The organism is Bacillus sp. B.PNR1 (genome assembly GCF_030386235.1).
GTDB classification, from domain to species: Bacteria; Bacillota; Bacilli; order Bacillales; family Bacillaceae; genus Bacillus; species Bacillus stercoris.
This window is the reverse complement of the sequence record NZ_JANYMN010000001.1, coordinates 637,566-655,782: the sequence shown is the minus strand read 5'-3', so window position 1 is coordinate 655,782 and position 18,217 is coordinate 637,566. Positions and strand designations below refer to the sequence as shown.

25 protein-coding genes are annotated in these 18,217 nt (G+C 44.3%); 2 read left to right on the top strand and 23 right to left on the bottom strand.

Features of this window, described 5'->3' with window-relative positions:
- Positions 1–105: 105 nt before the first annotated feature.
- From NZD81_RS03635 to NZD81_RS03535, 21 genes are all read right to left on the bottom strand, one after another.
- Positions 106–996, bottom strand: a complete 891-nt coding sequence (locus NZD81_RS03635) for a polyprenyl synthetase family protein (RefSeq protein ID WP_071578614.1) — start codon at positions 994–996, stop codon at positions 106–108.
- Positions 986–1,240 carry an exodeoxyribonuclease VII small subunit gene (locus tag NZD81_RS03630; RefSeq protein WP_003226409.1) on the bottom strand — a complete coding sequence of 85 codons (255 nt, stop codon included), beginning with the start codon at positions 1,238–1,240 and terminating at the stop codon, positions 986–988. Before NZD81_RS03630 ends, NZD81_RS03635 begins: the two co-directional genes overlap by 11 nt.
- Positions 1,237–2,583, bottom strand: a complete 1,347-nt coding sequence (gene xseA, locus NZD81_RS03625) for an exodeoxyribonuclease VII large subunit (RefSeq protein WP_041521376.1) — start codon at positions 2,581–2,583, stop codon at positions 1,237–1,239. The genes NZD81_RS03630 and xseA overlap by 4 nt, the downstream gene beginning before the upstream one ends.
- Positions 2,584–2,722: 139 nt before the next feature.
- Positions 2,723–3,574 carry a bifunctional methylenetetrahydrofolate dehydrogenase/methenyltetrahydrofolate cyclohydrolase FolD gene (gene folD / locus NZD81_RS03620; RefSeq protein WP_003226403.1) on the bottom strand — a complete coding sequence of 284 codons (852 nt, stop codon included), beginning with the start codon at positions 3,572–3,574 and terminating at the stop codon, positions 2,723–2,725.
- A gap of 11 nt (positions 3,575–3,585) precedes the next feature.
- A complete protein-coding gene (gene nusB, locus NZD81_RS03615; RefSeq protein WP_003230256.1) occupies positions 3,586–3,981 on the bottom strand; it encodes a transcription antitermination factor NusB in 396 nt (131 codons plus the stop codon).
- A gap of 262 nt (positions 3,982–4,243) precedes the next feature.
- On the bottom strand, positions 4,244–4,651 hold the full coding sequence (yqhY, locus tag NZD81_RS03610) for a fatty acid biosynthesis protein YqhY (RefSeq protein ID WP_147772226.1): 408 nt from the start codon (positions 4,649–4,651) through the stop codon (positions 4,244–4,246).
- 20 nt (positions 4,652–4,671) lie between these two features.
- Positions 4,672–6,024, bottom strand: coding sequence for an acetyl-CoA carboxylase biotin carboxylase subunit (gene accC, locus NZD81_RS03605; protein ID WP_014664563.1), 1,353 nt, complete (start codon positions 6,022–6,024; stop codon positions 4,672–4,674).
- An 11-nt stretch (positions 6,025–6,035) separates the two neighbouring features.
- Entirely contained in the window at positions 6,036–6,518 is a 483-nt protein-coding gene (accB, locus tag NZD81_RS03600; RefSeq protein ID WP_014664564.1) for an acetyl-CoA carboxylase biotin carboxyl carrier protein, read from the bottom strand.
- 156 nt (positions 6,519–6,674) lie between these two features.
- Positions 6,675–7,331 carry a stage III sporulation ratchet engulfment protein SpoIIIAH gene (gene spoIIIAH, locus NZD81_RS03595; RefSeq protein ID WP_003230250.1) on the bottom strand — a complete coding sequence of 219 codons (657 nt, stop codon included), beginning with the start codon at positions 7,329–7,331 and terminating at the stop codon, positions 6,675–6,677.
- Complete coding sequence (gene spoIIIAG, locus NZD81_RS03590; protein ID WP_040082663.1) at positions 7,332–8,021, bottom strand: stage III sporulation protein AG; 690 nt, start codon at positions 8,019–8,021, stop codon at positions 7,332–7,334.
- Positions 8,014–8,634 carry a stage III sporulation protein AF gene (gene spoIIIAF, locus NZD81_RS03585; RefSeq protein WP_069149853.1) on the bottom strand — a complete coding sequence of 207 codons (621 nt, stop codon included), beginning with the start codon at positions 8,632–8,634 and terminating at the stop codon, positions 8,014–8,016. The genes spoIIIAG and spoIIIAF overlap by 8 nt, the downstream gene beginning before the upstream one ends.
- Before the next feature lie 13 nt (positions 8,635–8,647).
- Positions 8,648–9,847: a stage III sporulation protein AE gene (gene spoIIIAE, locus NZD81_RS03580; protein WP_289859590.1), complete on the bottom strand. Its 1,200-nt coding sequence runs from the start codon at positions 9,845–9,847 to the stop codon at positions 8,648–8,650.
- Positions 9,848–9,865: 18 nt separating this feature from the next.
- Positions 9,866–10,267, bottom strand: coding sequence for a stage III sporulation protein AD (spoIIIAD, locus tag NZD81_RS03575; protein WP_071578608.1), 402 nt, complete (start codon positions 10,265–10,267; stop codon positions 9,866–9,868).
- Positions 10,268–10,273: 6 nt separating this feature from the next.
- Positions 10,274–10,480 (bottom strand): stage III sporulation protein AC, encoded by a 207-nt coding sequence (gene spoIIIAC, locus NZD81_RS03570; protein WP_003153142.1) that lies wholly within the window; start codon positions 10,478–10,480, stop codon positions 10,274–10,276.
- 22 nt (positions 10,481–10,502) lie between these two features.
- Complete coding sequence (gene spoIIIAB, locus NZD81_RS03565; RefSeq protein ID WP_282372650.1) at positions 10,503–11,018, bottom strand: stage III sporulation protein SpoIIIAB; 516 nt, start codon at positions 11,016–11,018, stop codon at positions 10,503–10,505.
- On the bottom strand, positions 11,012–11,935 hold the full coding sequence (gene spoIIIAA / locus NZD81_RS03560; protein WP_147772227.1) for a stage III sporulation protein AA: 924 nt from the start codon (positions 11,933–11,935) through the stop codon (positions 11,012–11,014). Before spoIIIAA ends, spoIIIAB begins: the two co-directional genes overlap by 7 nt.
- A gap of 75 nt (positions 11,936–12,010) precedes the next feature.
- Positions 12,011–12,292, bottom strand: a complete 282-nt coding sequence (locus NZD81_RS03555) for a YqhV family protein (RefSeq protein WP_014664571.1) — start codon at positions 12,290–12,292, stop codon at positions 12,011–12,013.
- 145 nt (positions 12,293–12,437) lie between these two features.
- On the bottom strand, positions 12,438–12,995 hold the full coding sequence (gene efp, locus NZD81_RS03550; RefSeq protein WP_003226377.1) for an elongation factor P: 558 nt from the start codon (positions 12,993–12,995) through the stop codon (positions 12,438–12,440).
- A 24-nt stretch (positions 12,996–13,019) separates the two neighbouring features.
- Positions 13,020–14,081 (bottom strand): aminopeptidase PapA, encoded by a 1,062-nt coding sequence (gene papA, locus NZD81_RS03545; protein WP_289859583.1) that lies wholly within the window; start codon positions 14,079–14,081, stop codon positions 13,020–13,022.
- Between the two features lie 2 nt (positions 14,082–14,083).
- The gene (gene aroQ / locus NZD81_RS03540) at positions 14,084–14,524 is read right to left on the bottom strand and encodes a type II 3-dehydroquinate dehydratase (protein ID WP_289859581.1); all 441 of its coding nucleotides are present in this window, start codon (positions 14,522–14,524) and stop codon (positions 14,084–14,086) included.
- An 86-nt stretch (positions 14,525–14,610) separates the two neighbouring features.
- Positions 14,611–15,147, bottom strand: coding sequence for a YqhR family membrane protein (locus NZD81_RS03535; protein ID WP_014664574.1), 537 nt, complete (start codon positions 15,145–15,147; stop codon positions 14,611–14,613).
- 225 nt (positions 15,148–15,372) lie between these two features.
- Here NZD81_RS03535 and NZD81_RS03530 point away from each other — a divergent pair, with 225 nt between their 5' ends.
- Both NZD81_RS03530 and NZD81_RS03525 read left to right on the top strand, forming a co-directional pair.
- Positions 15,373–16,329 carry a DUF1385 domain-containing protein gene (locus NZD81_RS03530; RefSeq protein ID WP_014664575.1) on the top strand — a complete coding sequence of 319 codons (957 nt, stop codon included), beginning with the start codon at positions 15,373–15,375 and terminating at the stop codon, positions 16,327–16,329.
- A 39-nt stretch (positions 16,330–16,368) separates the two neighbouring features.
- Entirely contained in the window at positions 16,369–16,764 is a 396-nt protein-coding gene (locus NZD81_RS03525) for an SA1362 family protein (protein WP_289859574.1), read from the top strand.
- Here the strand turns inward: NZD81_RS03525 and NZD81_RS03520 are convergent.
- Entirely contained in the window at positions 16,761–17,636 is an 876-nt protein-coding gene (locus tag NZD81_RS03520; RefSeq protein WP_014664577.1) for a patatin-like phospholipase family protein, read from the bottom strand. The genes NZD81_RS03525 and NZD81_RS03520 overlap by 4 nt on opposite strands.
- A 124-nt stretch (positions 17,637–17,760) precedes the next feature.
- Positions 17,761–18,189 carry a transcriptional regulator MntR gene (gene mntR, locus NZD81_RS03515; protein ID WP_289859570.1) on the bottom strand — a complete coding sequence of 143 codons (429 nt, stop codon included), beginning with the start codon at positions 18,187–18,189 and terminating at the stop codon, positions 17,761–17,763.
- Positions 18,190–18,217 lie beyond the last annotated feature (28 nt).

Below are 18,217 nucleotides of genomic sequence, written 5' to 3'. Positions count from 1 at the left end.
TCATCTCGGACATAAAAAAAGACAAACGCGCTTTCCTTTTCATTTTTCATATAAACTGCTTACATTTTACCATATCTCGTGCAGCCGCTTCAAATTAGGATCGTTTTAGTGATCTCTTGCCGCAATTAAATCACAAAGCTCATACAAAAGGTCTTTTTGAAGAGATAGTCCGCCGATTAATCGCTTCGCCTCTTTTATATGAGCCTCCAATTTACGTTTGGCCCCTTCCAGTGAAAGAAGTGATGGGTAAGTCGATTTGTCATTTGTGGTATCCGAGCCGACACGTTTGCCGATTTTCTCTTCACTGCCTTCTAAATCTAAAATATCGTCTCTGATTTGAAAACCGATTCCAATGTGGCTGCTGAAGGTACGCAGGGTTTCAATGTCTTCCTCAGGTGCATCCGCCAAAATCGCGCCGGCGATTACACAAAAACCTAGAAGCTTGGCAGTTTTCCGTTCATGAATGGATTCCAGCTCTTCAAGCGTGACTTGGCGGTTTTCCGCTTCCATATCAGCGACTTGTCCCCCGACCATGCCCTCGGTGCCTGCCGCTGAAATCAGTTCATTGACAAGCCGAAGGCGCTTTTCTGCTGACACCTCGTCTGACACGTGGGAGGTGATGAGCTTAAAGCTTTCCGTGAGCAGTCCGTCACCCGCTAATACTGCTGTCGCTTCACCAAATACTTTATGATTTGTCGGCTTCCCGCGGCGCAAATCGTCATCATCCATGCATGGAAGATCATCATGAATTAGCGAATATGTGTGAATCATTTCGACAGCACAGCCGACCGGAATGCCGTCTTGTTCGCTTTTTCCATATGCGTTTAATACAGCCAGTACAATCAGAGGACGCAACCGCTTTCCGCCGGCCTCTAGAGAATACAGCATAGATTTCTTTAATGAGTCCGGCATATCAAGCTTTTCTGTATAGACAGAAAGCTGATTTTCAATTGTTTTTTTCCGGTCCGCCAGAAAACTCGTTAATTTATTTGTCACCTTCGTCTTCCTCCTGAACACTGAAAGGTGCCAGTTCGCCGTCTTCTTTTAAAATGAAGTCCATTTGCTTTTCGACTTTTTGCAGCTTTTCATGGCACATTTTGGATAAAGCCATGCCTTCTTGGAAATAGTTAATCGCTTGCTCTAGAGGCACATCCCCCTCTTCAAGCTTTGAGACAATGCTCTCAAGCCCTTTCATCGCTTCTTCAAATGTCATGTTTTCATTTTTTTTCACGTCTGTCATTTTTCTTCCCCTCTCTTTTCTAATACTTCACAGGCCAGCACGCCATCCGTCAGCTTCACTTCTAGCCGGTCCTTCTCTTCTATCTGATTGACACTTTTAATGAGTTTATCTTCTTTATAAGCAAGACTGTATCCTCTTTCCATCACTTGAAGAGGACTTAGTGCATTCAGCTTGCCAAGAACTGTTTGGAATTGGGAATGCAGCTGCTTCATTTGGATATTCATATTTTTTCTCAGCTGATTCGTCTGTTCCTCGTAGCGTGTTTTTGCTTGCTTCAGCTGTTCATGAGGATGCAGTGCCTCTAATCTGTACGTTTCCCGCTCCAACTGTCTGCTTTTCCGATCTAAAAGAGCGGTCAGCTGTGCTTGAAACTGCTGGTACGCGAGGTCAAACTGCTGCTCTTTTTGCGCATACAATCGCTTTGGAAAACGAAAGGCATAGGACGATTGCAGCGTTTGAATCCGTTCTTTTTTCTGGCCGAGATGCTGCTGCATCGCTCTTGTCATCCTGACTTCCGCTGTTTTTGTCCGTTCGATTAAATCAGTGGTATGAGGCACGGCAATCTCAGCTGCCCCTGTCGGCGTCGCTGCTCTGATATCTGCGACAAAATCACTGATCGTAAAATCCGTCTCATGCCCAACTGCCGATATAATTGGAATATTGGAAGCAAAGATTGCGCGAGCTACAATTTCTTCATTGAATGCCCACAGTTCTTCTATCGAACCGCCGCCTCTCCCGACAATTAATACGTCGCACATCTCTTTTTCATTTGCTTCTTCAATGCGCGTAACAATGGATCTGCTCGCATTTTCGCCTTGTACGAGCGCTGGAAGAACAATGACTTTCACAAGGGGATATCTTCTTTTTAGAGTTGTAATAACGTCTCTGACAGCGGCACCCGTTGGAGATGTCACAACCCCGATTGTGGCTGGAAATGCGGGGATTTGTTTTTTGTAGCGGTCGTCAAATAAACCTTCTCCGGCAAGCTTCTTTTTTAATTCTTCGTACGCTAAATAGAGCGCTCCGACCCCGTCAGGCTGCATTTCTTTGGCATATAGTTGATAGTTTCCGCTCGGTTCATATACGGAAATTCCGCCTCTGACCAGCACTTTCATACCGTTTTCAGGTTTAAAAGGCAGACGCTCGCTTTGTCTAGCGAACATCACCGACTGCATTCTTGCGTTTTCGTCTTTCAAAGTGAAATAAATGTGGCCTCGTGTGTGTATCTTTACATTCGATAATTCGCCTTTAATCCAAATATTTTCTAGGTGAGGATCTACATCGAATTTTCGTTTTATATACTTCGTCAGCGCTGAGACGGTAACATACGCTGCTTCACCCATGTCTAAAAACTCCTCTCCTAAGCATTCCTGCACCATAACTAAAGAAAAACCCGCCCTGGCTTTAGGAGCCTGAAGAAGCGGGTATCGTGCTCATATTCAAGGCGGGCAATACGCCCCGCCTGTGAATATCTCCAATTATCTATGATAACGTACGTTTCGCAGATTTAACAGTATTATGCGCAAGCATCGTGATGGTCATCGGACCTACTCCGCCTGGAACCGGCGTGATGAAGGACGCTTTTTCCTTTGCCCCTTCAAATTCAACGTCTCCGCAAAGCTTTCCGCTTTCCAGACGATTAACGCCGACGTCAATGACAACAGCGCCCTCTTTGATCTGGTCTGCACTGATGAAGTTGGCTCTTCCCACTGCCACCACCAGGATGTCCGCTTTTTTCGTATGCTCAGTAATATTTTCTGTTCTTGAATGACAGTAAGTAACCGTCGCGTTTTCATTTAATAAAAGCTGGCCGACAGGTTTGCCGACAATGTTGCTTCGGCCGACTACAACAACCTCTTTACCGGAAAGGTCGATATTGGTTTTCTTCAAAAGCTCAACAATTCCATGAGGCGTGCAAGGGAGAAACGTATCTTCACCAAGCAGCATTTTCCCTACGTTTAACGGATGAAACCCGTCTACATCTTTATCAGGAGAGATACGTTCGATCACCGCTTTTTCAGAAATATGATCTGGAAGCGGAAGCTGAACGAGAATGCCGTGAAACTCAGGGTCTTGGTTATATTGATCAATAATGGAAAGCAGTTCAGCTTCAGTGAGGCTGCTGTCAAATTGATCGAGCTTGAAATTCATTCCCATTGTTTCAGCCGCTTTTTTCTTTCCTCGCACGTAAGAGTGAGAAGCAGGATCATCTCCAATCAAAATAACCGCCAGTCCGGGAGTGACACCTTGCTTTTTAAGCTCTTCTACCTCTTTTGCCAATTGTTCGCGTTTTTCTCTAGCCGTTTCTTTTCCGTCGATGATTGTTGCAGTCATTTTCTTTCCTCCTATGATTGTTCAATATCAGATTTAATGTTAGAAAGAACCCCGTTTACAAACTTTGTCGCTTTGTCATCACCAAACCGTTTTGCCAGCTCAATCGCTTCGTTCATGGAGACATTCACCGGAATGTCTTCGGCATATGCCATTTCATATGCTGCCAGGCGCAAAATCGCACGGTCAACATTGGCTATCCGATCGAGCTTCCAATTCACCAGATGCTTGGAGATCATTTCATCCAGCTGGTCTTGGTGTTCCAATACCCCGTGTACAAGCTGTTCAAAGAAAGGATCTGTTTTTTCTTCATCCAGTGCGTGTTCTATGGCTTCATTCACTGCAATATCGCTGACATCAATTTGAAATAGTGCCTGCAAAGCTTTTTCTCTTGCTGTTCGTCTTTTCATTTTCTTTCTCCTTTGATCCTCTTTATCCGCTTGTCGTTAAGCCACAAAGAGATCATAACATATTTTTTTCGTATCCGCATATTGAAATCAAGGTTTTTTCACCCTATTACCGAATATTTTCATAAACCTTAATATGATCATTCGGATTTCACGTTCATGAAGAAACTCGGCTTTTGAGCCGGCTTTCTTCATGCTTTGAAATAAAGGGTAACGTGTAAAAAAACCAAAGGGCCGCCCTCCCCTTGGTTTCGTGTTAAGCCATTTACATTTCTTCGTCGATTTGGACTTCCTGGGCTTTTGTGTCAAATTGAATGCCGACGATGTGAATATTAATCTCGTTAATCGAAAGAGACGTCATATTTAATAAGGTTTGACGAATGTTTTCCTGAACGGACGCTGCAACTTTCGGAATCGAAACGCCAAATGTAACGACACAGTATACATCGATCGTAATTCCGGCATCCGCCAGGTCGACTTTGACGCCTTTGCCATGATTCACTTTGCCAAAGCGCTCGACGACGCCTGTCGCAAAGTTTCCGCGCATTTCGGCAACCCCATCAACTTCTGATGCTGCAATGCCGGCAATGACCTCAATGACCTCCGGTGCAATCTCAACCTTACCTAAATGCGTATCTTCTTGATCCATTTTAAGCAAGCTGTTGTCTTTCATTCAATTCACCTCCGTAAAAATTATGAGCCCATTACATCATATGTTTCTAAAAATTTCGTATTAAACTCTCCGCTCACAAATGTTTCGTGTTCAAGCAGTTTTAAATGGAACGGGATTGTTGTCTCAATGCCTTCGATGACGAATTCGCTCAATGCGCGTTTCATGCGGGCAATTGCTTCATCCCTCGTTTTTCCGTATGTGATTACCTTTGCAATCATGCTGTCATAGTACGGCGGGATGGAATAGCCCGGGTACGCAGCTGAATCGACGCGGACACCAAGACCGCCAGGAGGCAGGTACATTTTAATTTCACCAGGTGACGGCATGAAATTTTTACTTGGGTTTTCTGCGTTGATTCGGCATTCGATGGACCAGCCTTCAAATTCAACATCTTCTTGCTTAAGGTCCAGTTCCATTCCTGATGCCACCTTGATTTGTTCCTTAATCAGGTCCGTTCCCGTCACCATTTCTGTGACTGGGTGCTCTACCTGGATTCTCGTGTTCATTTCCATGAAGTAATAGCGCTGTTCATTGTAGTCATAGATAAATTCAACTGTTCCAGCACCTGTGTAGCCAACCGCTTTTGCAGCCTTTACTGCTGCATCTCCCATCTGCTCCCTGATTTCTGAATCAAGGGCTGGAGATGGTGATTCTTCCAAAAGCTTTTGCAGGCGTCTTTGGATCGAGCAGTCGCGTTCTCCCAAATGGATGGTGTTTCCGTAGTTATCGGCAAGCACTTGGATTTCAACATGGCGAAAATCTTCTATGTATTTTTCGATGTATACGCCTGGATTTCCGAATGCTGTTGCAGCTTCCTGCTGTGTAATCTTAATGCCATTAATCAGTTCCTCTTCAGTGCGGGCAACTCTGATTCCTTTTCCGCCTCCGCCTGCGGTGGCTTTTATAATTACAGGATACCCAATTTCATTAGCAAGCGAAACCGCTTCTTCCACATTTTCTATAATTCCCTGTGAACCCGGTACGATTGGCACGCCGGCCTGTTTCATCGTTTCCCGCGCAACGTCTTTTGTTCCCATTTTTGAAATGGCGTCAGCGCTCGGGCCGACAAACGTGACATTCACTTCTTCACATAATTCAGCGAAATCAGCATTTTCAGCTAAAAATCCATATCCCGGATGAATAGCGTCCGTGCCAGTCAGCTTTGCAACACTCACAATATTTGTAACGTTTAAATAGCTGTCTTTTGATGCTTTTGGCCCGATACAAAAAGCTTCATCGGCCATTTGAACATGAAGGGCATCTTTATCAGCTTCTGAATAAACAGCGACAGTCTCAATACCGAGCTCTCTGCAGGCTCTGATGATTCTGACAGCAATTTCTCCTCTGTTGGCGATCAATAGCTTTTTAATCATGTTCAGTCTCCTTACTCTGCTTTTACAAGAAATAGAGGTTGTCCGTATTCGACCAGCTGGCCGTTTTCTACTAATACTTCAACGATTTCGCCTTTCACTTCTGCTTCGATTTCGTTGAAAAGCTTCATCGCTTCTACAATGCAGACAACTGTGTTTTCATTCACTTTTGAACCGGCTGTTACATACGGGCCAGCTTCCGGTGATGAAGATGCATAAAATGTTCCTACCATTGGTGAAGTGATTTTATGTAGATTCTCATCTTGCTTTGGTGCTTCTTGGGCAGGTGCAGACGCTGCTTGCTGCGCTTGCGGCTGAACTGCCTGCGGAGCCTGTGCCTGTACAGGTGCTGCCGGCGCCTGCTGCATGACTTGAACAGTGCCTGCTTCGTGTTTTTTCAGTTTTAAGGATACACCTTCATTTTCATATACGAATTCGTCAATTGTAGACTCGTCAATTGCTTTAATCAGCTCGTGGATTTCTTTGATATTTAACATTCAATCGCACTCCTATGTATGAAATTTCTTTTTTTATAGGTTACTACTAAAAGTACATACTATGTTCATCTTACAGGAGCGGACTTTTGAATTCAACTCTAATATGATAGCAACGCAAAAAGCCCGCTTGTTTAGCGGGCTTTTTTCTCCTCATTCTTATTTAGAGGGTTCAAATGTGACAGCGACATCTTTCATTGTTTTGATTTCTTTTGCAACAAGGTCGATAATGGCTGTCGCCTTCGATTTGGAGTGTTTGTCTGATTTGACTGTAATATTGATTTTATCTCCTTCAGCATTGACGAGCGCATCCTCGTAACCTTGTGTTTTAATCAGCGTTTCCAGCTGTTTTTCTGTTCCTTCCACTTCACTGAGAGCCGTCATTTTATCGTATGCTTCGCTTTTCTCCTTGGCTGTTGCATCATCGCTTGACACAATGGCATTCAGCTCTTCTCTTTCTTTGCTTCTGGCATCTTCTAAATCCAGACGGTACGTTGTAAACAGATCATCATCGGCTGTTTCCGTAACAACAGTTCCTTTTTCACTGGCTTCAGCGGATGTTTCCTTGTCTGCTGATGAATCTTTCGTTCCCTTTGTTCCATCTTCTTTTCCTTTTTCAGTTTCTGTACCGCTTTTTTCCTTCGTGTCTTGCTTGGCAGGCGCTTTTTCAGTTGCGACCTCTCCACTGTCAGACGCGCTTTTTTCACTTTGCATTTGCACGGCGTTTTTGCTTTCCGGCGACATGATATAGTAGACGCTTAACACCACGACAAGACTGAGCATTGTTAATAGCCAAACGGTTTGTTTTTTAAGCATTTATGAATCCTCCTTTATTTTTTTAGGGGCAACCGCAACCCGGTGGCTTGGAACATCCAGGACCCGTGTCACCGCTTCAATAATGGTTTGTTTTATTTGAACGTTGTCCACTCCTTGAGCAACAACGAGTACACCCCGTATATCAGGTTTTTTCGTTTGGACGACGACTGGTGTTTCTTTATCGCCGTTTTTGATCATGACGATTTCTTCCTCCGATGTCTGGTCTGTAACACTTCTTGTTCCACCTTCTTTGTCTGTTTCTTCAGTGGTCGTATTTTTGTTTGATTTGTTTTTTTCATATACTTTCAGGGACGTTGCATCAACATTCACGACAACCGAGACATCATCCACTCCAATGATTGTTTCAAGAATTTCTTTCAGCTGATTTTCGTATTCTTTTTCATAATCATCGATCGAGTTTTTAGGCTCGTCAGATTTTGAGGCTTTAAACACTTCAGCTGTTTTCTCTTTGCTGCCTCCAGAATTTTGTGAGGATACGGCCGTTATCGTTTTGGCGTTTTCTGTTTTCTCAGGTGAAGAAAACAACTGGCTGACAAGCATAAAGGAAACTCCGAGAACAAAAACGAACAGAAAGTAATGATATTTGGTCAGCTTCGGCTTTTCGCCGTCCTTCGTTTGCCCCGGAAGAAACTGCTTTTTCAATACATTCCATAATCCGTTTTTATTCATTGCCGACACTCTCCCCGCCTTCCATATGAACCGTAATTTTCTTACTTCCGATTTCCCAAATGTCCGCGAGCTGCGTTTGGATCTGTTTGGCTTCTTTTTGTTCGGCTGCTTCTTTCGTTACGTATGCATGATCTGTATCAATGTGGACCGGCGCGACCGTTTGGACCGTTTTTTCAGAAGACGGGGCCATATACACGCTGATTGTTTTAATATCCTCTTCTGAACCTACCTTTTCTCCTGCCGTGAGTTTGATGCTGCCTACTTTATATTCATCATGACTGAATCTCTCCTCCGCTTTCTTTTTTAGTTGGACAGCCATTTCTTCTAGAATATATGCGCGCTGGGAAGCTTGTATTTCTATTTTTTTTGAATTGATTTGATTTTTTATGTCGGCAGACTCTGATTGCTCGTTTTTTGTGAGGTATTCAAAGATGACTTCGGGGTCTGTCTTGAAAAGTTTAAAAATTGGCGTAAGCATGACGACAATCAAGAGCAGGCTGACTACCATTTTTGCGTACTTTTGCATGCTGGAGCTTGGCAGCAGCATATCAATCACAATTGCAAATAGGATAAACAACACGATGGTGGTAAGCCATTCTGTTAAAAAACTCATTCGCCTGCCTCCTTTATTTCATCATCATCGTGAGGTTCCCGGCTGTGATTATGACAGTAAGGCTTAAAAAAAACATGAGGGACACAATGGCGAGAGCTGCAAAAATATAGATGACGCTTTTGCTGATGACGTCGAGGCAGGTGATGACGGGCCCGCCTCCAAGCGGCTGAAGAATCGCGGCTGCCAGCTTATAAATAAAAGCGAGGGAAAGCACTTTGATTGCCGGAAATGCCGCGATACAGATCAAAATAGCGACACCCAGAATCCCTACCGTATTTTTCAGCAGTAAGGAGGCGCTGATTACTGTATCTGTTGCGTCTGTAAACATCCGGCCAAGCACTGGAATAAAATTTCCGGTTATGAATTTAGCCGTCCTGAGCGTAATGCCGTCTGTCACTGCAGCTGAGGCTCCCTGAACAGAGATGACGCCGAGAAAGATGGTAAGAAAAACAGCCAGTGCTCCGATGGCGATATTTCTGAGCAGGTTGGCCAGCTGCGTTACTTTGTATTGTTCGGTCATTGTGCTGACAATGCTCAGAATCGCTGATAAGAAAATCAGCGGCATGACGATATTTTGAATCAAGAGGCCGCTCGTGTTCATCAGAAAGAGGATAACAGGATGAAAGAAGGCAGCAGATACAGCTCCGCCTGAGGAAGCCAAAAGCGCCAAGAGGAGCGGAATGAGTGCCAGGATAAAGCTGGTCATCGTCTGAATGGCCTCAGTTGCATAATTGATTGCCACATGAAAGCTGTTCAGCGCAAGGATAATCAGCACCATGTACACAATTGAGTAAGCGACCTTACTGACAGTGCTTTGCTGAAACGCATTTTGCAGAAGCTGCAGAATGACGCAAAAAATCGTGAGCAAAATCAATGTGCCCAGCAGCTTTCCATTGGCTAGCACTTCATGGAACAAATAAGAAAAGAGAGCTTTCAGCCATTCTTGGGGTGAGAATGATTTCTCGCCGTTGATAAACTCGATTAAACTGCCTTTTTGGCTTTCCGGCAGCAGTCCGCCGTATTCTGTCATAATATCATTCCAAAATTCTCCGATCTTATCTGTTTCAAGCGAGGCTGCTGTCCTTTCCGCTAATTGCTCGGCCGTTTCAGCATGATCTTCCGTTTGTTCGTCATTACCGGCTGCTTGTACAATTTCTGCACGCCCTGCTATGATCAGCACGGCCAAAAGCAAAACCCATCGAAAACGCTTCAATCTACCGCCTCCTTTCGGTTATGACATAGAAGGTATAAGTCCGAGAATCGTTTCGATAATGACGGTTAAAATAGGCACAGCCATAACGAGAATTAAAATTTTTCCCGCCAATTCTATTTTCGAGGCGATGGCTCCTTGACCGGCATCTTTTGTGAGCTGTGCCCCGAATTCAGCAATATAGGCGATTCCGATAATCTTTAAAATGGTTTCAACATAGACCATGTTGACATTTGCATTAATCGCGATTTTTTCTATCATTCGTATAATCTCGTAGATTTGGTCTACTAAATAAAGAAAAATGGCACATCCGGCAAAAACGACGATTAAAAAAGCAAAAGTCGGCTTTTGTTCTTTTACTATTAAAGAAAGGAAGGTGGCGATCAGCCCTAAACCTACAATTTGAACAATGTCAATCTGCAAGCCCCCCTATCCTTGGAATAAAAACACAGCTTTTATCTTTTTAAATAGGTCATCTACAATGGTGGCCACCATAAATAAAATATAGATAAAACCTAACAGCGTCACCCACTGAGCGTATTCTTTCTTGCCCATCTGATCCAATATCGTGTGTAAAAAAGCGACCACGATTCCCACTCCGGCGATTTGAAATATGACATTCACATCTACTCCCATTTTATTTTTGCTCCCCTCATGTTTACATCAATAGAAGAATGAGTAACAAGCCCGCTAAAAAGCCCAAACTTTTTATCATCTTTTCGTTTTTCGCTTGCGCCTGCTCAGCATCCGCTTCTGAGGTTTCCAAATGTGTCAGCGCCAGCTTGATGTGCTTTTGCTGTGAGATTCGATCATGAATCCCGAGCGTCTCGCCAAACTGCTTTAGCACCTCGTATTCGCTTTTTTTCAAAGACATGGTGTCCCATACCTTTTTTAAGCTTTGCTCCCACGCCGTTTTCGCGGAATCGCTTCCCTTTTCCAGCTGATCACTGAATGCGGAAAAAAGAGCTGAAACAGGCTGTGCGAGCTGCTTGGCAATCTGCTGTGAAGCGGTATGAAGCGGTGTATGGCCGTACATGATTTCAGCCTCGAGGGATTGAAGCGCCGCACGCAGCTGGCGGATTTGCCGCGGCCGTTCTGTATAAATCTTCGCCATCTCAAAACCTGTCCATGTTGTCGCTACCACAATGAATACTGCGCCCAGCAGCTTCAGCATGTTTTCACGTCCGTCGTCCTAGACAGCACATGTCCGTCTTTGTCATAAATGCGGCTCACTGTGCCCGGCCCTTTTGCTCTTGATAATTCCAAATAGCGGTCAAAGGCTCTTTCTTCCCACAAACGCTTCAATGAAGGCCGCTTCATGAGATCGGATATGCTCCAGCCATGCGCCGATACGATTACTGAAACACCTGCATGCAACGCCTCCAGAAGCGCATCTGTATCTTCCATACGCCCGATTTCATCGACAATCATCACCTCAGGACTCATGGATCGAATCATCATCATCAGCCCCTCAGCCTTTGGACAGGCGTCTAATACGTCAATTCTCTGTCCAAATTGATGCTGCGGAATGCCGCGCAGACATCCGGCAATTTCTGACCGTTCATCGACGATGCCTGTCTTTACGGGCAGCATGCGGTTTTTGCCGGTGCTCGAGAGCCTCGCAAGGTCCCGAAGAAGTGTTGTTTTGCCGGTTTGGGGCGGTCCGATAATCAACGTATTCAGCCAGCTGGTTTGATATAAGTACGGAAGCAGCGGCTCCGCAATCCCCAGCTTTTGCCTGGCAATTCGTATATTAAAAGATGCGATGTCACGGAGTCCTTTCACACCTCCGTTTTCCGTAATGACTCTGCCTGCCAGTCCGACTCTGTGACCGCCTCTGATCGTGACATACCCTTTCTTCAGCTCTTCTTCAAGTGTATACATGCTATAGTTGCTGAGCCGGCTCAGGATCAGATGGGCATCCTCGGCCGTACCCGCATAGGATAAAAAAACAGGTTGTCCTTTTCGAATCAATTCAATAGGGCGGTTGACCCGGATTCTGACTTCTTCGATTTCCAGCCATTGTTGTTCCGGTATTTCAGAAAGGGCGTTTTTCATGGATTCAGGGAGAACCTCAGCGATTTCATTCAACAGAGCCTCCTCCTTTCTACCGATTGGCTTCTTTAAAATGTATGATGTGAGGCAGACTTTATGACAAGCCTCTCCTTATTTATGAACACCCGCCAAAATCAAAACAACACCCGTGAAAATCAGAATCAGCTTTGCATACGAAAGCTGCCCGGCAATTTGGTAGATTCCGACTGTCATCGTAATGATAAAAATCAACGGCCCTACAATTGCAAGAATGCTGTTAACCACAACCGCCTTCCGGACATCGTTTGTCACAAGCATGATAATGGCTGCAGTCAGCTCAATCATAGAGGATAAAACTCGTAATCCCGCCATTGTTAAAACAGTAGAATTGATATTTCCAAGAAAAAATTTCATAGCACTCTCCCAACCTCCTGTTTTTTTATATGATATGCTCTAGCTTGCTGAAGTAGTCTTGTCATTTTCGTATAAAAGAAAGATTCTGTTTTTGGGCACAAAAAAAGCCTGCTCCCAATTTGGGAACAGACTTCTTTTTTTCTTTCTATGCTCTTGAAACGTAAGAACCGTCTGATGTATTGACAACAAGTGTGTCGCCTTCATTCACAAAGAACGGCACGTTTACAACAAGCCCGGTTTCAGTTTTCGCAGGTTTTGTACCGCCTGATGCTGTATCACCTTTAATACCAGGTTCAGTTTCAACAACTTTCAGCTCAACTGTGTTTGGAAGTTCGATGCCAAGTGTTTCATCCTGGTACATCATGATATGCACAGACATGTTTTCAAGCAGGTATTTTAATTCTTCTTCGATTTGAGTTGCGCTCAGTTCAAGCTGCTCATAAGAAGAAGTATCCATAAATACGTGCTGATCACCGTTTGCATATAGATATTGCATTGTTTTTGTTTCGATTTGCGCTTTCGCTACTTTTTCACCAGCGCGGAAGGTTTTTTCCTGAATGGCGCCAGTGCGAAGGTTGCGAAGTTTAGAGCGGACAAATGCCGCACCTTTTCCAGGTTTTACGTGCTGGAAGTCAACGACGCGCCAAATGCCGCCATCTACTTCGATTGTTAATCCTGTACGGAAATCGTTAACTGAAATCATGTTTAATGTCCTCCTATATTACAATCACAAAATAATAAGTTCTTTTGGGGAATGGGTGATTGTCCGGTTGCCGTTTTCTGTAATCACGATGTCATCTTCAATACGGACACCGCCTGTTTCTGGTATGTAAATGCCCGGCTCCACTGTGACCACCATGCCCGGTTCAAGGATAGCTGAAGATCTGACGGATAATCCCGGCGATTCATGAACTTCCATGCCGAGCCCGTGCCCGGTTGAATGACCGAAATATTCACCGTAGCCTTTTGCCGCAATGTGATCCCTTGTGAGGGCGTCAGCCTCTTTTCCTGTCATTCCCGGCTTAATATGTGCGACGCCGAGCGCCTGAGCATCAAATACAACCTGATAGATCTCCTTCAATTGATCACTGGGCTGACCCACAGCGACCGTACGGGTAATATCAGAACAATATCCTTTATAATAAGCGCCAAAATCAAGCGTAACAAGGTCTTCGCTTTCAATCAGTTTGTCACTGGCCACACCGTGAGGAAGGCTTGACCGAAGGCCCGAGGCGACAATCATATCAAAAGAAGAGCTGTCAGCTCCCTGGCTTCTCATATAAAATTCCAGCTCATTGGCAACAGCGATTTCAGAAATGCCGGGTTTCATAAACGTCAAGATATGTTTGAAGGCATCATCTGCAATCTTCGCAGCTTCCTCTAATATCTTAATCTCTTCACTAGACTTAATCAAGCGCAACTTTTCCACGGATTCAGCCACAGGCACTAATTCGGCCTCACTGATAACGGCGCTGTATGAAGCGTAAGTGCCATATGTCATGCTGTTCTGTTCAAAGCCGAGACGCTTGATGCCGAACGATTCCACAGTGTCGGCAGTGGTCTGAATCAGGCTGCCGCCATGTTCAATGATCTCAAAACCTTTTACCTGAACCTTTGCCTGCTCTGTATAACGAAAATCCGTAATAAACGCTGCTTTGTCACCCGATATAACAGCCAAACCCGCAGAACCTGTAAACCCTGTCATATAGCGTACATTCGTGCTGCTTGTAATCAGCATGCCGTCAATTCCCAGCTGTTCAAAAAGGTTTCTTAATTTCTCTAGCTTCATCCTTATTCTCCCCCTTGCTGGCTTAATAAGTAGCGAACAGCAAGCTTGTAGCCTTCAGCTCCAAGACCGACAATCTGCCCTTTCGCAACCGGAGCGATAACCGACTGATGCCGTAATTCTTCCCTGGCGTATAAGTTTGATAAATGCACCTCAACCACAGGAAGACTGATGCTTGAAACAGCATCCCTGATCGCATAGCTGTAATGGATCAGGGCGCCGGGGTTCAGAACAATCCCGCTGTATTGCTCCTCAGCCTCATGTATCGCATCGATCAAATCACCTTCGTGATTAGACTGGAAGAAAGTGAGCTGGATATGTAAGGCTTCAGCAAATTGAAATAAATCTGTTTCAATATCGGTCAGCGTCTGGCGGCCGAATACTTCAGGCTCACGCTTCCCAAGCCGATTGACATTCGGTCCGTTCAAAATCAAAAAATGAGGCACATAATCTCTCCTTTTCGCGAGGGTTTCTCATGCAAAAAATGTTCACTTCTCGTGAACATTTTATCATACTGGAAAAGGTTTATACACTATTCTCTATGCATTCCCAGCGCACGTGCCAGCTTTTCCGAATTCAGCTCATTGTATTCAAATGAAATGGAATACCCGACAAACAGCCCGTAAAGCAAATAAATGCAAATCGTCGTAATAATGGTATCTGATGTCAGTTCGTTCACCGTGCGCACATCTGGAAAAATCGGATTAAAAACAAAAAACACGAGCAGCCAAAGCACCAAGCCGTATAAAATACCCGGCCACATTGTTTTTAAACGTTTCAATAGAAGAAAATAAAGAAACGCTGCGCCAATTGAAATCACTCCAATCAAAATGATGCTGATCACCGTTCCTAGTCCATGTTTTTTCCACTCTCCGAGCACAAACGGCTGCAAAATCATATTCGGACTGATTTCAGAAAAATGAAACAAATATGCGATATAAGCAACGAAACTCCATAATACGCCTCCGCAAAAACCTGTTGCTGCCACCCTGCCGGCCATCGAAACAGGCGGCCCTTGCTTCTCATTCAATTCTTCATTTTGTTCTGTATCTTTTTCGCTTGTCATCATGGCACCTCCAGTTAAAGTGTGCCCAAAAAATGAAATGTCAATAAAAAAGCTCACACTTTTTGACAGCTGCGAGTAAAATTTGAAAATAACGGGTATAATGCATGTAGAAAAAGCAAGGCTATGGCAATTTTTCAGCCTGTCAATCTAGAGGTTTAGCGCTGTTTCCTGTACAATAGAGTGAAAGGAAATGGTTAGCAATCCTAAAGAAATAGGCAGGTTGATAATATGTCAAAACATAAAATTCCGCCCGCTTACGGCGGGCAGGCTGTTGTGGAAGGCGTTATGTTTGGCGGAAAGCATCATTACGTTACAGCCATCAGAAGAACGGATGGAAGCATGAACTTTTTTAAGCTTCCCCGCAAACACAATCCGAAACTGAACATCGTAAAAAAGATACCGTTTTTACGGGGGATCGCGGCCATTATCGAAGCGAGTGCAAACGGCACAAAACATTTGAATTTTTCAAGCGAACGTTACGGGCTCGATCCATCTGAAGACGAGACACTTGAGCAGGAAGAAAAAAAATCGTCTGGACTGTCTATGTATCTCAGCCTCGCGGTTATCGGCGTCCTTTCATTTTTGTTCAGTAAATTCGTATTTACATTGGTTCCGGTTTTCTTAGCTGAACTGACAAGGCCGATTTTTTCATCGGACATAGCTCAAATCGCGGTTGAAAGCCTGTTTAAGTTGATTTTGCTGCTCGGTTACATCTATTTTTTGTCCATGACACCGCTCATTAAAAGAGTGTTTCAATATCATGGAGCCGAACATAAAGTCATAAACTGTTATGAACAGAATTTGCCAATTACTGTGGAGAATGTCCAAAACCAATCTCGGCTTCATTACCGCTGCGGATCAAGCTTTATTTTATTTACGATTATTGTCGGCATGTTTGTTTATTTACTCGTTCCGACAGATCCGCTTTGGCTGCGTGTGATAGATCGTGTCGCACTGATACCGGTCGTACTTGGTATATCCTTTGAAGTTCTGCAGCTGACAAACAAAGTGCGTGATATTCGCGGTCTGAAATTACTAGGGTACCCGGGACTTTGGCTTCAGCTGTTAACTACGAAGGAACCTAAGGATGACCAGGTTGAAGTTGCCATTGAAAGCTTTAACGAACTTCTCAGACTCGAAGAATTGTCTGAGCAAAATCAGAAGCCTTCTCACAACGTCATCTAAAATCCGTTGCCCTGCTACTACTTTCGGAGGTGGACAGTTATGAATCATCGTGTACAACCTATTGTTGCTGTATTAATTGCGCTGGGAGCGTTCGGTTTCCTCTATGTGCTGGTAACCAATCCCGGGGAAATGGCAAAAATGGCGGTTACCGTCATCGTGGCAGGTATCATTATTTATTTTATTGTGAAATATGTAATGAATCGAAATGTGGGCAGCGAAGGAGCAGCCTTTAAAAAAGCGGCGAAACAATCGCGGCGCCGGATGAAAGAACAAAAAGCAAAACACCGCGCCGGACATAAGGGACGTGTCAGCCACCTGCGAAGCGTTCCGAGCGCCAGCAAGCCTAAGCCGATGATTCTCAAGAAAAAAAGCCAGACTCAGCTGACTGTTATAGAAGGGAAAAAAAATAAAAAGAAAAACAGAGCGCTTTTTTAATAGGTCCACTGCTTTAAAAACAGCTCTGTCCGTCTTTTACCTAGCTCAATCAGGGCTAGTTTTTTTTGTTGCGTTAAATGAAAATCAGTCGCCATTACGTCATCAACAGGGAGAAAAATAATATTTTGTTCATAGCGTGATGCTATGTGTCTTGCGTCATGGGCATCCTTCATCGTTTCAAACAGGGCGCCGAACAGTTCGAAAGCGTTGCGGATATTTTTTTTCGGACGTTCCCTTTCACGCGGCGCAAGCGTCACACCGATCACAGGCCGCTTTCTTTCCTTTGAAAACAGCCAGATGGGGAAATTACTTAACACACCACCGTCAACAACCGTGGCGGTGCCTGTGTCCGTTTTTAATTTTATCGGTTCAAAAAAATACGGAATGCTGCAGCTCATTCTGACCGCTCTGGCAACCGGGAACATATCGGGATTTAACCCGTAACGGGGCAAATCGTCCGGCAAAACAATCATGGTGCCGTTTGTCAGATCAGAAGCAATAAGGCGCAGAGACCCTTTCTGCAAATCGCCGAAAACCCTTATGCCTTTCGCTCTTAACAGATCAGCAATCCATTTTTCTATCGTATCGCCTTTGTATAATCCAAGACGCCAGTATATGGACACCCACTGGAGCATTTTTAAGGGGAGAAAAGAGTACCTCTGATCCAGCAATTTCTCTCCGTCCACTTCTTCAATTAAAGCGTGGATTTCCTTACTGGTGTAACCTGACGCAATAAAAGCGGCAATAATGGCGCCCGCGCTTGTACCCGCAACCCTTTTAAAGCGGAAGCCTTTTTCCTCAAGCGCTTCATAAGCACCTGCAAGCGCAATGCCTTTTACTCCTCCGCCGGAAAACACACCGTCAATATACATCTCATTCCCTCCCCCTCCATCTGATCGTTTATTACCATTTTAAGAAAACACGCGAAGAAATAGACCAACGAATGACGGGTGGCGCACCGCGTCAAAAAAGACGGCCTCCTTTGAGACCGCCTTTTTACTGATTATGATGTTCTGTTTTCTTTTGGATTGATTTCAGATCTTTTTTACGGGTATCATCTTCTTCAAAATATTGAACAAGATCCCCGATGCGATCAATGCTGTTCCAGCTTAAATGATGTTCGATTCCTTCGACATCGTTATATATTTTCTCTTCATCAACACCAATGATTCTTAAAAACTGCTCAAGCAATTCATGTCTGTATACCAACCGTTCGCCTATTTTTTTCCCTTTAGACGTTAACACGAGACCGCGATATTTTTCATAAATTAAATATTCGTCTTTATCTAGTTTTTGAACCATTTTTGTTACAGAGGAGGGATGGACTGCCAATGCTTCCGCGATATCGGAAACTCGTGCATATCCTTTTTCTTCAATCAGCATATAAATCTGTTCAATATAATCTTCCATACTTGGTGTTGTCATCGAAACCCTCCCAAAAAGCACCTTAACT